Raw genomic sequence first — 14,882 nt, forward strand, 5'->3', positions numbered from 1 at the left:
CACTCTAACATGACCTGCGTTATTCATCAAAATGCATGAAAAAATGCCTTCAATATTGAGAACAATTATAGGATATTTCTGAACTCATCATTCAAGCAATGTTAATTAAGAAAAAAGCCCCATCTTAGGTTAAGATAAGCGGTAATATTGATGTTTGTTGATATCTCTTTATGCATTTTGATCAGCAATATAAACTATGCATTTAAAGGATAAACAGGCGACACTGCCTATTAATGACATAATAAAAGAACAATATGAAAGAACGTACAATACAACTTGCCAATGAAGCGCAAACTGTGGTTTTAGGTAATGCTATCGCTAAGGCTTGCCATCAAGGCACAATTATTCACTTATATGGTGATCTCGGTGCAGGGAAAACCACCTTTAGCCGAGGTTTCTTACAAGCGCTGGGCCATCGGGGTCACGTAAAAAGCCCAACCTACACTTTGGTTGAACCTTATGAATTAGCAGATCGTCAAGTTTTTCATTTTGATCTCTATCGGTTAGCAGATCCTGAAGAACTTGAATTTATGGGGATTCGTGACTATTTTTCTGGAAATTCGATCTGTTTGGTCGAATGGCCGCAACAAGGTAAAGGTTTTTTACCTGAAGCGGATCTTGAGCTCCATCTGACCTATCAAGGCGAAGGGCGTCAGGCTCACTTTGTTGCTTTTTCTGCCAATGGGGAGTCGTTGTTAGAAGCATTACCCCTACTCTAAGGAAGCTATTGCTCATGTTGAATGCATCAATCCACAGAATAACAAAAAAGGGTTTTTTTACTGTTTTCGTCTTGTTTATGGCATCAGCCATGTGGCTGTTTGGAGCAAAAGCACAAGCGGCAACATTATCAAATATTCAAGTTAATAACAGCCCATCACAAGCAGAAGTGGTGCTAAGTTTTATTGATGGTAAGCCCGATTACTCCTATTTTCCATTGCATTCACCTGAGCGCCTTGTTGTTGATATCAAACAACGAGGTGAGATTATTGGTTTACCGCTTAAAGTTCCCGCGGGAGACCTTGTAAAACTGGTACGGGCGAGCCAACCTTCCGATAACCAACACAAACGCTTAGTTTTAGAGCTATCTCGCGCAGCGAAAACAAAAGCGGTACTTAAACAGGTTTCAGGTGAATATCAGTTGGTGTTAACGATATCGACTGGAAATGCATCCGGTTCTACCTCTTTTAATCAAACCAATAATACGGTTAAACCAGCGGCAAATAATACTCAAGATAAACCATTGAAGATGAGTAACCCTGCACCTGTGGCTACACCAACACCAACCAAATATAAAAATATGCCAAAGGGTAGCAAGCAGGTCGTCATTGCTATTGATGCAGGGCACGGTGGAAAAGACCCTGGTGCGATAGGCAAAAATGGTTATAAAGAAAAAGATGTGACTCTCAGTGTCGCACGTAAATTATACCAACGCCTTGAAGCCGACCCAATGTTTAAGCCCGCGATGACACGTGACGGTGACTATTTTATTTCTGTTAGTGGTCGTTCTGATGTGGCACGTAAGAAAGGGGCTAATATGTTGGTGTCAATTCACGCGGACTCGGCTCCGAATAGCAGTGCACGGGGCGCATCAGTATGGGTATTGTCTAATCGGCGTGCAAACAGTGAACTGGGTAGTTGGCTGGAACAACGTGAAAAACAATCAGAATTATTAGGTGGGGCGGGTGATGCACTGAGTGGCGCGGACCCTTACTTAAGCCAAGCCGTTTTAGATTTACAATTCGGTCATTCTCAGCGTGTGGGGTACGATGTTGCGGTTAAAGTGATCGAACAGCTGCGAAAAGTAGGTAATATTCACAAAAGAACCCCTGAACATGCAAGCTTAGGGGTATTGCGTTCTCCTGATATCCCATCGATTTTAGTCGAAACTGGGTTTATTAGTAATACAGCAGAAGAGCAGTTGCTAAAATCGAATGAATTCCAAGACAAAGTCGCAGAGGCTATCCATTTAGGGTTACGTCAATATTTCTTGGCAAATCCAATACAAGCAGCGCCACAATAAGGGGAAGGCATGGCAATACACATTCTATCCCCACAACTTGCCAACCAAATCGCAGCAGGCGAAGTGGTTGAAAGGCCAGCGTCAGTGGTTAAAGAGCTCGTTGAGAATAGTCTTGATGCAGGGGCAACGCGTATTGATATCGACATTGAGCGCGGCGGAGAAAAACTGATCCGTATTCGTGATAATGGCTGTGGTATCAGTAAAGATGAACTAACTTTGGCTTTAGCTCGCCATGCGACCAGTAAAATTGCCACATTAGATGACCTTGAAGCTATTATGAGTATGGGGTTTCGTGGTGAGGCGCTAGCGAGTATCAGCTCCGTTTCACGTTTAACCTTGACATCAAAGCCTGCAGACCAGACAGAAGCATGGCAATCCTATGCCGAAGGTCGGGATATGGAAGTGATGGTTAAACCCGCAGCGCATCCCAATGGCACAACGGTTGAAGTATTAGATTTATTCTATAATACGCCAGCTCGCCGTAAATTTATGCGCACAGAAAAAACCGAGTTCGGTCATATTGATGAAATTGTTCGCCGAATTGCGCTTTCTCGCCCTGATGTGGCTATCAACCTGACTCACAATGGGAAATTAGTAAAGCAATACCGAGCGGCTCATGATGAGGCTCAGCAAGAGAGGCGGCTTGGGGCAATTTGTGGAACGGGCTTTATGCAAGGCGCTTTGGCGTTGTCTTGGGAACATAGCGATCTTGCTATCAAAGGGTGGGTCGTTTCTCCATCAATGACGTCGGGCAGCGAAACACAATATTGCTATGTCAATGGTCGTATGATGCGTGATCGCCTGATTAATCATGCTATTCGTCAAGCTTATGAAGGGCATTTAGACGAAAATCAGCAGCCAGCTTATGTCCTGTATTTGACCATTGACCCTAAACAAGTTGATGTTAACGTACACCCAGCAAAACATGAGGTTCGTTTTCACCAAGCTCGTCTGGTACATGATTTTATTTATCAAGCGGTACGAACAGTATTATTAGAAGCCGCATCTATTGATGAGCTTCCGGGTATCGAGCCAGTGAATACAGAGCTGGAAAATCGGCCTTCTGCGGGAGAAAATTATTTTTCTTCTCCTAGTGTGGCTCCTAAGCAACATAAGGCAGAAAACAAGACGATAGTTGAAAATACCCTTCTAGAGCCTAAAACACCTTATAAGCAGGCTAGCCACTTAAAGGGTAATGCTGAAAATCACGCCTTTTCTTCGCCGAAATCAACGTCAGGTTTTTCAGAAAATGTACCAGCAAAAACGTTTGGCTCAACTTATGACAAAAAAGCAGGCGAACTGTATCAGAGCTTAATGTCCATTCCCGTTGCTCCTGAAGATAAAAAACCGCTTTTTCCAGAACGTAACCCGATCAGTTCGCCGCAAATATCCTCACAGCCTGTAGCAAAAAATGCGGATAACTACCTTTTTGGCAAAGTATTGACAATTTACGCAAAAAACTTTGCATTAATTGAGTCTTCGTTGGGGCTAATCCTGTTATCCTTAACGGAAGCTAATTATTTATTGAAGTTGTCACAATTGTCACCGAGTGGTGGAGCCTTAAAGCCCCAGCCATTGTTAATACCTCTAAAAGTGTCACTTAAAAATGATGAAATAGAGGTTTTACAGCGGTACAAGGAACAATTGACAATATTTGGTATCGAAGCCACGATATTACATGGAAAAGTAACAATTCATACGGTATCGTTACCATTAAGAACACAAAATTTATCACAGCTTTTTTCTGAGCTACTCGATTTTTTATCGAGAAAAGAAAGTGTCACTGACGAAGAGATAGCACAATGGCTCGCTAAAGCAGTTTCACAGGTTAAAACAGAAGAAAGTTGGAGTTTAGCACAGGCTGTTCAGTTGCTGGCTGATGTTGAGCGGGTATGCCCGCAGTGGGTAAAAAATCCCCCACCAACATTATTACAATTAATTAATTTACAATCCGTGGTAGCTACACTAACAAATGAGTGATTTAGCAACTCAGAAAAAACCTGACGCAATATTCCTAATGGGTCCAACGGCCTCAGGTAAAACCGCTTTGGCGATAGAACTTCGCAAGCATTTGCCTGTGGAAATTATTAGTGTCGATTCGGCATTAATTTACCGAGGGATGGATATTGGCACAGCAAAACCAACAACAGAAGAACTCAGCCAAGCTCCCCATCGTCTGATTGATATCCTCGATCCGTCTCTACCATACAGTGCTGCCGATTTTCGCCGTGACGCATTAAATGCCATGGCTGAAATTACCTCACAAGGTAAAATTCCGTTATTAGTTGGCGGCACAATGTTGTATTTTAAAGCCTTATTAGAAGGACTTTCACCTCTTCCTTCAGCTGACCCAGCAGTTCGAACTGAAATTGAACGCATTGCGAAAGAACAAGGGTGGGGAGAAATTCACCGTCGTCTTACTGAGGTTGACCCAGTTGCCGCGGCAAGGATTCATCCTAACGACCCACAAAGATTATCCCGTGCTTTAGAGGTATATCTCATTTCGGGACAAACTTTGACTGAAATGATACAAACAGCAGGGGAAGAATTGCCTTATAATGTGTTTCAGTTTGCTATTGCGCCACAAGATCGTAAAATTTTACATGAGCGCATAGAACAACGTTTTCATCTGATGATAGCTGCGGGCTTTGAAGAAGAAGTTCGCAAATTACATCAACGAAATGATTTACATGTTGACCTCCCTTCAATTCGTTGTGTGGGGTATCGGCAAATGTGGTCATATTTAGATGGTGAAATTAGCCATGATGAAATGATTTATCGGGGGATTTGTGCAACTCGCCAATTGGCAAAACGTCAAATTACCTGGTTAAGAAGCTGGGAGAATGTTCATTGGCTAGATAGTGAACAACCTCAGCAAGCGCTTAGCACCGTTATGCAGGTTATGCGTGCATAGGACTGATGTTTGTGTACAATTAGAACGTTAAGCGCAATTTTTGAGTAGTTACTTTTTGGAATCTAAAAGATTCTCTTTTAAAAACAACAAAATAAGGAAAACATAGAATGGCTAAGGGGCAATCTTTGCAAGATCCGTTCCTGAACGCATTACGTCGTGAAAGGGTTCCGGTCTCTATTTATCTCGTTAATGGCATCAAATTGCAGGGGCAAATTGAGTCTTTTGACCAATTTGTCATTTTATTAAAAAACACAGTTAGCCAGATGGTTTATAAACACGCTATCTCGACTGTTGTCCCTGCTCGCCCTGTTTCTCATCATAGCGGTACTGCGGGTAGCACTGGTAATGGTAATTACCATTCAGGTAACCCTGCAGCGCAAGATGGCGAAGTAACTGAGTAAGTTTGTACGCTAAAAGACAAGGAAAGCATGGGTAGGGAGACTGTACCTGTGTTTTTCCTTTGCAATTATTGTTTAGCCTAAGAGGTTACACCTTGTTTGATAGGTATGAAGGCGGTGAACTAGCTGTATTAGTCCATGTCTTTTTTTCTCAAGAAAAAGACGTTGATAATCTGGCAGAATTTGAGTCACTTGTGACATCTGCTGGGGTAAAACCAGTACAAATAGTCACGGGCAGTCGTAAAGCTCCTCATCCAAAGTTTTTTGTTGGGGAAGGTAAAGCAGAAGAAATTGCCCAAGCTGTTGAGGAAAGTGGTGCAGATGTGGTGTTGTTTAATCATACTCTAAGCCCTGCTCAAGAACGTAATCTCGAAAGGATTTGCCAATGTAAGGTGGTTGACCGTACAGGGGTAATTTTAGATATTTTTGCTCAACGCGCACGTACACACGAAGGTAAGCTTCAAGTTGAATTGGCTCAATTAAGGCATTTATCGACTCGCTTAGTGAGGGGATGGACGCACTTAGAGCGGCAAAAAGGCGGGATTGGTTTACGAGGTCCCGGTGAAACTCAACTTGAAACCGACCGCCGGCTATTAAGAGATAAAATTAAACAAATCTTATCTCGTCTTAGTCGGGTGAAAAAACAGCGTGAACAAGGGCGTCAAGCGAGAAGTAAGGCCGATATCCCGACTATTTCGCTTGTCGGTTATACCAATGCTGGTAAGTCTAGCTTGTTTAACCGCATGACGGCCGCTGATGTTTATGCTGCTGACCAGTTATTTGCAACACTTGACCCAACACTTCGTCGTATTGATGTAGAAGATGTTGGTGTTGTCGTTCTTGCAGATACTGTGGGTTTTATCCGCCATTTACCCCATGATTTGGTTGCAGCTTTTAAAGCAACCCTGCAAGAAACACGTGAAGCAACGTTATTGCTGCACGTTATCGATGCAGCTGACAATCGCTTGGATGAAAATATTCATGCAGTTGAAAGTGTGTTAGAAGAAATCGAAGCGGATGAAATACCAACACTTTTAGTGATGAACAAAGTTGATATGCTGGAGGATTTTGTCCCGCGTATTGACAGAGATGAGGATAACAAGCCGGTTCGTGTCTGGGTTTCAGCGCAAACGGGTGATGGTATCCCATTGTTGCTACAGGCATTGACGGAACGTCTTTCAGGTGAAATCGCACATGTTGAATTGCGTTTACCACCGAATGAAGGCCGTTTACGTAGCCGTTTCTATCAACTTCAGTCAATCGAACGTGAATGGCAGGAAGAAGACGGCTCAATTGGCCTTGAGGTGCGTATGCCAATGGTGGATTGGCGGCGTCTGTGCAAACAAGAGCAGCAATTACCTGACTACGTTATTTAATCGCTTTGGTTATTAATAATGCTTTGGCCGTTAATAATTTGGCCGTTAATAATATAGTTAGGCAATGGAATTGATATTAAGAGCCCTATCGCTCTTAGCCCTGAAAATCAATCATAAAGAATGGAGCTAAAACATGGCGTGGAATCAGCCCGGTAATGACGGACAAGACCGCGATCCGTGGGGAAGCGGCAATAAAGGCGGCAACTCTGGCGGGAACAAAGGTGGTCGAAAACGTGGGGCTTATGATCTCGACGATCTCTTTCGTAAACTAGGCAGCAAGCTTGGTGGAAATAAAGGCGGCGGTGGTGATGGTGATAATAAACAACCATCACAAATCAGCGGTCGTTTAGGTATGTTAGCTCTTGCTGCTATCGTTGTTGTATGGGCAGGTTCAGGCTTCTACACCATTAAAGAAAGTGACCGTGGCGTAGTATTGCGTTTTGGTGAATATAGTGGTGTTGTTGGGCCTGGTTTGAACTGGAAACCAACTTTCATTGATAGGGTCATTCCTGTCAACGTAGAAACAGTACGTGAACAAGCGACAAATGGCATGATGTTAACGTCAGATGAAAACGTGATCCGCGTTGAAATGAACGTTCAATATCGTGTTACCGACCCTGCGCAATATTTATTTAGTGTCACAAACCCAGACAATAGTCTGCGTCAGGCGCTAGATAGTGCTGTGCGTGGTGTAATCGGTCAGTCTGCGATGGAGCAAGTACTGACTACGAATCGTGCTTTTATCCGTGATGTTACACAAAAAGAGCTCGAAGCAACAATTGCACCATACAAGATGGGTATCACATTGCTTGACGTCAACTTCCAAGCAGCACGTCCACCTGAAGATGTTAAAGCGGCATTTGATGACGTAATCTCAGCAAGGGAAGAAGAACAAAAAACCATTCGTGAAGCGCACGCTTATCGAAATGAAGTTCTTCCACTGGCAAAAGGTAACGCACAACGCCTAATTGAAGAAGCTGAAGCGTATAAAGCGAGTGTGGTCTTCAAAGCAGAGGGTGAGGTGGCAAGTTTTGCGAAAATGTTACCTGAATATCGTGCTGCGCCAGAAATCACCCGTGAGCGTTTGTATATCGACACAATGGAGCGTGTGTTAAGTAATACACGTAAAGTGATTGCGAATGATAAGAGCAACAGCATGTTAGTGTTGCCGCTGGATCAAATCATGCGCGGTACAAATTCAGATGCGGCTTCAACGTCAAAAGCTAATCCGTCAGCAAGAATGGCGACGCCAAGCAATAGTTCGTCATCATCTGCTGCAACACCAGCACAGCCAAACAACGCTGTTCGTGGTGATGCTGTTAGAGTAGGGAGACAATAATCATGCGTAAATCGCTAATTGTTATCGTTATTGCCATCTTGGCAGTTGCATACGCATCTATCTTTATTGTTCCTCAAACTGACCGCGGTATCGTATTGCGTTTTGGTAAAGTTCTACGTGACTCTGAAAACAAACCGATCATTTATGAGCCGGGTCTGCATTTCAAAGTTCCATTTATTGAAACTGTGAAAATGTTGGATGCACGTATTCAGACTCTTGAAATTCAAGCTGACCGCTATCTGACAAGTGAAAACAAAGACTTAATGGTGGACTCCTACCTGAAATGGCGCGTGACTGATTTCAGTCGTTACTATGTAGCGACTGGCGGCGGCAACCCATTCCAAGCGGAAACCCTGTTAAAACGTAAATTTAGTGACCGTTTACGTTCTGAGTTTGGTCGTTTAAGTGTTAAAGACATTATCACTGATTCACGTGGCCGTTTAACTGTTGATGTGCGTGATGCTTTGAACAAAGGTACTGCAATTGACGACTCAACAAAAGAAGCGGATGCAGCGATTGCGGATGCAGCAAAACGTGTTGAAGAGGAAACGAACCTGAAGCCATTGGTTGTGAATGCAAACAGTATGGCGGCGTTAGGTATCGAGGTTGTCGATGTACGTATTAAACGTATTGAGCTGCCAAACGAAGTTTCTGAAGCTATCTATGCGCGTATGCGTGCAGAACGTGAAGCAGTTGCACGTCAACATCGTTCACAAGGTCAAGAAGAAGCGACTAAGATCCGCGCTGTTGCAGATAAAACAGTAACAGAAACGTTGGCTGAAGCAGAACGTACCGCCCTAACTTACCGAGGTGAGGGTGATGCGATGGCAACGAAACTGTTTGCTGATGCATTCAACCAAGATCCAGAGTTCTATGCGTTTATTCGTAGCTTGCGTGCCTATGAGCAAAGCTTCAAGAGTGGTGAAGACGTGATGGTATTAAGCCCAGACACTGACTTCTTCCGCTTTATGAAGGCGCCAACTAAGCTTCGCGCGACAGATTAATAACAAGCTAAGTTGCGTGCAACCTAGCAAAATAACTGTTAATCTATTAAAGAAAAGCCCGCTTCGGTGGGCTTTTTTTCGCCTGTCGTTTTAAGTATAGGATTTTTCAGGGAAAATTTGAGCTGCTCAACTGATGGCATTCATTTTGAGTTTACGGCAGAAATAAAAAATACCATTTTACTTGCTTTCCAGAAAAAAATTTTTGTATTGCCAAAATATCACTGGAACAGTTCATTTTTGATGGTAGAATTCATTTTTAAGCAACCGAGTGTATTTCAAAATGGGTAAGAACGTTGTCGTACTGGGCACCCAATGGGGTGACGAAGGGAAGGGCAAGATCGTTGACTTGCTGACAGAGCGTGCTAAATATGTAGTTCGCTATCAGGGCGGCCATAATGCTGGCCATACTCTTGTTGTAAACGGTGAAAAAACCGTTCTCCACTTAATTCCATCCGGTATTCTTCGTGAAAATGTCATCAGCATTATTGCTAATGGTGTTGTTTTAGCGCCAGACGCATTAATGAAAGAGATGAAAGAATTGGAAGACCGCGGTGTTCCTGTTCGGGAACGTTTACGTCTTTCTGAAGCATGCCCACTGATCCTGCCTTATCATATCGCATTAGATAATGCGCGTGAAAAAGCTCGTGGTTCCAAAGCGATTGGGACAACAGGTCGTGGTATTGGTCCTGCTTATGAAGATAAAGTTGCACGTCGTGGTTTGCGCGTTGGTGATTTATTCGATAAAGCAACGTTTGCAGAAAAATTAAAAGAAATCGTTGAATACCACAACTTCCAACTTGTTCATTACTATAAAGAACCTGCTGTCGATTACCAAAAAACGTTAGATGATATTATGGCTGTGGCTGATATCCTAACTGGCATGGTAATTGATGTTTCTGATCTGCTCTATAAAGCAAATCAGAAGAATGAATTAGTGATGTTTGAAGGCGCACAAGGGACATTATTAGATATCGACCACGGTACTTATCCTTATGTAACTTCTTCAAATACGACTGCTGGCGGTGTGGCGACTGGTTCTGGTTTAGGTCCTCGCTATGTAAACTACGTATTAGGTATCATCAAAGCTTACTCAACACGTGTTGGTGCGGGCCCATTCCCTACTGAGCTGTTTGACGAAGTGGGTGAGTTCCTGCGTGAAAAAGGCCAAGAATTTGGTGCAACTACAGGCCGTAAACGCCGTACTGGTTGGTTAGATATCGTTGCGATTAATCGTGCGGTACAAATCAACTCACTGTCAGGCTTCTGTATGACTAAACTGGATGTTTTAGACGGTTTAGAAGAAGTCAAAATTTGTGTAGGCTACCGTCGTCCAGATGGTAAAGTGTTAGAAACAACACCTTTAGCTGCTGATGAGTGGGATGGTTTAGAGCCAGTTTATGAATCAATGCCAGGTTGGAAAGAAACAACTTTTGGTGTGAAACAAAGAGAATTACTGCCACAAGCAGCTCTGAATTACATCGAACGTGTTGAAGAACTCACGGGTATTCCAGTTGATATTATTTCAACGGGCCCAGATCGTTCAGAGACCATGATCCTGCGTGATCCATTTGATGTTGAGTAATAACACTGACTGCGCCTTAAACGGGCGCAGTTTTTTTACTGCTTTACCTCCTTCCAATATGTCGCTTCTTTGATAAAACAGTCAAAATTCCCCATAATGATTGAATTAAGTCACTTTTGTGTGCAAATTCTGTGCAATTAAATGCATATTTGACCTGTGTTATACGTTAAACTGTATTTAGCAACATATAATTTATTAGCATGCTATATTTTATTCAGAAAACTGAATGTGTTGGGTTAGAAATAGTAAATGTGAATTTTAAAAGAAGTCACATGTTTTTAGGCCACTGATTTGCGGCCAACAGCGTTATAGCTAAAATTTTGAGGTGATTGTGCAACTGACTAGTTTTACAGATTATGGGTTACGAGCTCTTATTTATCTGGCTTCTCTGGGTGAAGGGAAAATGACCAGTATTACTGAGGTCACCGAGGTCTACGGTGTATCTCGTAACCATATGGTAAAAATTATTAATCAACTCAGTCACTTAGGTTATATTAAAGCCACTCGTGGCAAAAATGGCGGGATTACACTAGGACAACCAGCAGAATCAATTCGTATAGGGGACGTTGTTAGAGCATTAGAACCCCTGACTCTTGTTAATTGTAGTGGCGAGTTTTGCCACATTACACCTGCGTGTCGTTTAAAAGGTGTGCTACACCAAGCAATACAGCAGTTTTTACAAGAACTTGATCAATACACGCTGGCGGACATGGTGAAAGATAACAGCCCGCTCTATCAACTACTGCTTGATTAGCATTTGCGGTAGTTATGAATTCTGATGACAACGGAGGTAACGATGTCACAAGATCCTTTTCAGGAAAGAGAAGCAGAAAAATACGAGTCCCCAATTCCAAGTCGAGAATATATTCTTGACCTTATCTCGAAGCGTACTGCACCAGCTAACCGCGAAGAAATCGCACAATTATTGAATTTATCGACAGAAGATGAATTAGAGGCATTACGTCGTCGGTTAAGAGCCATGGAACGTGATGGTCAACTGGTCTTCACTCGCCGTCAGTGTTATGCATTACCGGAGCGTTTAGACTTATTAAAAGGGAAAGTCATTGGCCACCGTGATGGTTACGGCTTCCTACGTGTTGATGGTAAAAAAGAAGATTACTATTTATCTCAAGATGAAATGAAACGCGCCATGCATGGGGACGTTATCTTGGCGCAACCTTATGGGCAAGATCGTAAAGGGCGTACAGAAGTTCGGGTTGTTCGTGTGTTAGAGCCGCGTAATAACCAAATTGTTGGTCGCTATTTTATCGAATCGGGGATGGGGTTTGTCGTACCGGATGATAGCCGTTTAAGCTTTGATATTTTGATACCGAAAGATCGTGTTCTTGGCGCTCGAATGGGTAATGTGGTGGTGGTTGAATTAGTCACTCGTCCACAACGTCGCTCGCAAGCGGTGGGGAATATCATTGAAGTATTAGGCGAAACAATGGGCACAGGTATGGCGGTGGAAATCGCTTTACGTACTCATGAAATCCCACATTCATGGCCACCACAAGTTGAAAAACAAGTCGCTGACCTAAGTGAACATGTCCCTGAGTCTGCGAAAAAAGGGCGCGTGGATTTACGCGACTTACCGTTAGTCACGATTGATGGTGAAGATGCTCGTGACTTTGATGATGCAGTGTACTGTGCACCGAAGAAAGGCGGTGGCTGGCGCTTATGGGTGGCGATTGCGGATGTAAGCTATTATGTCCGCCCACAAACGGCTCTGGATACAGAAGCGCGTAGCCGCGGTAATTCGGTATATTTCCCATCTCAAGTCGTTCCTATGCTACCGGAAGTCTTATCGAACGGTCTGTGCTCACTTAACCCTGGTGTTGACCGCCTGTGTATGGTGTGTGAAATGACGGTGTCGGCATCTGGTAAGCTTTCTTCATACAAGTTCTATGAAGCGGTTATGAGTTCTCATGCAAGGTTAACTTATACAAAAGTATGGAAAATCTTGGAAGGAGACGAAGAACTGCGCGAGCACTATAAAGCGCTAGTGCCACATATTGAGCATTTGCATCAATTATATAAAGCACTTGATGCTGCACGTATTGAGCGTGGTGCGATTTCTTTTGAATCTGAAGAAGCGAAATTTATTTTTAATGCGGAGCGACGTATTGAAAGTATTGAGCCAGTAGAGCGCAATGATGCACATAAATTGATTGAAGAGTGCATGATTTTGGCTAACATTGCGGCGGCTCGGTTCGTTGAGAAAAATGAAGAGCCTGCATTGTACCGTGTGCATGATCGCCCTAAAGAAGAAAGCGTGATGAATTTACGCTCTGTTTTCAGTGAATTAGGGTTGACTTTGCCAGGCGGAATGAAGCCGGAGCCGAAAGATTATGCGCAGGTAATGAATGAAGTGGCTGAACGCCCTGATCATGAATTACTACAAACCATGATTTTACGATCGATGAAACAAGCGATTTATGATCCTGAAAATCGCGGTCACTTTGGTCTAGGTTTGAAATCGTATGCTCACTTTACATCACCAATTCGTCGTTACCCAGATCTGACGTTACACCGCGGGATAAAATATCTGCTGGCTAAAGAACATGGTCATTCAGATAAACGCTGGACGGAAACGGGTGGCTGGCATTCAGACATGGATAGCATGTTACAGCTTGGCGAGCACTGCTCAATGACTGAGCGCCGTGCTGATGAAGCAACACGTGATGTGGCTGACTGGCTGAAATGTGATTTCATGCAGGACCAAGTTGGCCAAACTTTTACAGGTTTAATTACTAGTGTGACCGGTTTTGGCTTCTTTGTTCGCCTTAATGATTTATTTATTGATGGTTTAGTGCATATTTCAACGTTGGATAATGACTACTATCGTTATGATGCGGTCGGTCAGCGATTAATTGGTGAATCATCAGGTACCACTTACCGTCTTGGCGATGAAGTGGAAATTCGTGTTGAAGCGGTGCATATGGATGAACGCACCATCGATTTCGCATTAATTTCAACCACTCGGAAAGCGAAAAACCCGGGCAAAACGGCGCGGGACAAAATGAAGCAAGAAGTTAAAAATGCTACGCGCCCAGCTCGTCGAAAAGCGGATGCGAGTAAAGATAAAAACTTCGAGCCTGATTCTGCATTTCGTCGTTCCGATAAAAAAGGAAAAAAAGCTGAGGCTAAGCCAGAGGCGAAAGGGAAAGGAAAAGGTAAAAAGCCTTCCGATAAAACCAGAAAAATTACAGCAAAATTAAAAGCTAAACGCGTTGCAAAAAAATCCCAAAAACAAGAGGGATAATGGTATTGCTGTAGTTATTAACCATCGTTATTAACCAAAGTGGCGCTAACACGCCACTTTACTATTTATTAATATAAATAAGAAATTTATGAGCGAAATGATTTATGGCATTCACGCAGTGAAAGCCTTACTTGAGCGTTCACCGCAACGCATTAAAGAAGTCTATATTTTGAAAGGTCGTGAAGACCGCCGATTAATGCCGCTGGTGCATGAAATCGAAGCATTAGGTGTTGTTGTTCAAGTAGCGAACCGTCAATGGATGGATAGCCAAACCGAAGGCGCCGTTCACCAAGGTATCATTGCGAAAGTATTACCGGGTAAACAGTATCAAGAAGGTGACCTGCCTGATTTATTGGAGAACACATCATCGCCATTTTTATTAGTATTGGATGGCGTAACAGACCCACATAACTTAGGCGCGTGTTTACGTAGCGCTGATGCCGCTGGCGTTCATGCTGTGATTGTTCCTAAAGATAAATCTGCTCAGCTTAATGCAACCGCGAAAAAAGTGGCCTGTGGCGCGGCAGAAAATGTTCCACTTATTCGTGTGACGAATCTGGCAAGGACATTGCGTTTGCTACAAGAATACAATGTATGGATTGTGGGAACGGCGGGTGAAGCTGACCATAATTTATACCAAAGCAAATTAACCGGCTCGATAGCCTTGGTTATGGGAGCTGAAGGCGAAGGCATGCGCCGTTTAACTCGTGAGCACTGTGATGAGTTAATTAGTATTCCAATGGCGGGCTCTGTGTCATCATTAAATGTGTCAGTGGCGACAGGGGTTTGTTTATTTGAAGCGGTGCGTCAGCGCTTACCTGTTTCTGTAGAAAAATAATATTTAATGTAAAACGGTATCCATCTCTTGAGTTTTATCTCAGGGATGGGTATAGTTACGCGTCAATTTTTTAGCCGCACTCAATAAGTTCCTTGCCTCCGCGGGCCGCGGTTAACCCAGACAGGAGGCTAATAATCCGTAAGGAG

The 14,882-nt window shown here is 43.3% G+C and carries 12 protein-coding genes; all 12 read left to right on the forward strand.

From position 1 onward, the window contains the following. Positions 1-254: 254 nt before the first annotated feature. Positions 255-719, forward strand: a complete 465-nt coding sequence (gene tsaE / locus PSF31_RS11900) for a tRNA (adenosine(37)-N6)-threonylcarbamoyltransferase complex ATPase subunit type 1 TsaE (protein WP_096864348.1) — start codon at positions 255-257, stop codon at positions 717-719. Between the two features lie 14 nt (positions 720-733). Then, the gene (amiB, locus tag PSF31_RS11905; protein WP_096864347.1) at positions 734-2,020 is read left to right on the forward strand and encodes an N-acetylmuramoyl-L-alanine amidase AmiB; all 1,287 of its coding nucleotides are present in this window, start codon (positions 734-736) and stop codon (positions 2,018-2,020) included. 9 nt (positions 2,021-2,029) lie between these two features. Continuing rightward, complete coding sequence (mutL, locus tag PSF31_RS11910) at positions 2,030-4,000, forward strand: DNA mismatch repair endonuclease MutL (RefSeq protein ID WP_096864346.1); 1,971 nt, start codon at positions 2,030-2,032, stop codon at positions 3,998-4,000. After that, a complete protein-coding gene (gene miaA, locus PSF31_RS11915; RefSeq protein ID WP_096864345.1) occupies positions 3,993-4,934 on the forward strand; it encodes a tRNA (adenosine(37)-N6)-dimethylallyltransferase MiaA in 942 nt (313 codons plus the stop codon). The genes mutL and miaA overlap by 8 nt, the downstream gene beginning before the upstream one ends. Before the next feature lie 107 nt (positions 4,935-5,041). Further along, positions 5,042-5,335 carry an RNA chaperone Hfq gene (hfq, locus tag PSF31_RS11920; protein WP_004906005.1) on the forward strand — a complete coding sequence of 98 codons (294 nt, stop codon included), beginning with the start codon at positions 5,042-5,044 and terminating at the stop codon, positions 5,333-5,335. Positions 5,336-5,427: 92 nt separating this feature from the next. Then, positions 5,428-6,708 (forward strand): ribosome rescue GTPase HflX, encoded by a 1,281-nt coding sequence (gene hflX / locus PSF31_RS11925; RefSeq protein ID WP_272683196.1) that lies wholly within the window; start codon positions 5,428-5,430, stop codon positions 6,706-6,708. Positions 6,709-6,841: 133 nt separating this feature from the next. After that, positions 6,842-8,047: an FtsH protease activity modulator HflK gene (gene hflK / locus PSF31_RS11930; protein WP_096864344.1), complete on the forward strand. Its 1,206-nt coding sequence runs from the start codon at positions 6,842-6,844 to the stop codon at positions 8,045-8,047. Between the two features lie 2 nt (positions 8,048-8,049). Next, complete coding sequence (gene hflC, locus PSF31_RS11935) at positions 8,050-9,051, forward strand: protease modulator HflC (RefSeq protein WP_004905999.1); 1,002 nt, start codon at positions 8,050-8,052, stop codon at positions 9,049-9,051. 280 nt (positions 9,052-9,331) lie between these two features. Beyond that, positions 9,332-10,633: an adenylosuccinate synthase gene (locus PSF31_RS11940; protein ID WP_004905994.1), complete on the forward strand. Its 1,302-nt coding sequence runs from the start codon at positions 9,332-9,334 to the stop codon at positions 10,631-10,633. A 331-nt stretch (positions 10,634-10,964) separates the two neighbouring features. Beyond that, on the forward strand, positions 10,965-11,387 hold the full coding sequence (gene nsrR, locus PSF31_RS11945; RefSeq protein ID WP_004907407.1) for a nitric oxide-sensing transcriptional repressor NsrR: 423 nt from the start codon (positions 10,965-10,967) through the stop codon (positions 11,385-11,387). A 42-nt stretch (positions 11,388-11,429) separates the two neighbouring features. Further along, positions 11,430-13,898 (forward strand): ribonuclease R, encoded by a 2,469-nt coding sequence (rnr, locus tag PSF31_RS11950; RefSeq protein ID WP_036958793.1) that lies wholly within the window; start codon positions 11,430-11,432, stop codon positions 13,896-13,898. 88 nt (positions 13,899-13,986) lie between these two features. Further along, entirely contained in the window at positions 13,987-14,736 is a 750-nt protein-coding gene (gene rlmB, locus PSF31_RS11955; protein ID WP_004905989.1) for a 23S rRNA (guanosine(2251)-2'-O)-methyltransferase RlmB, read from the forward strand. Positions 14,737-14,882: the final 146 nt, after the last annotated feature.

Source organism: Providencia sp. PROV156, assembly GCF_028480905.1.
Lineage (GTDB): Bacteria > Pseudomonadota > Gammaproteobacteria > Enterobacterales > Enterobacteriaceae > Providencia > Providencia hangzhouensis.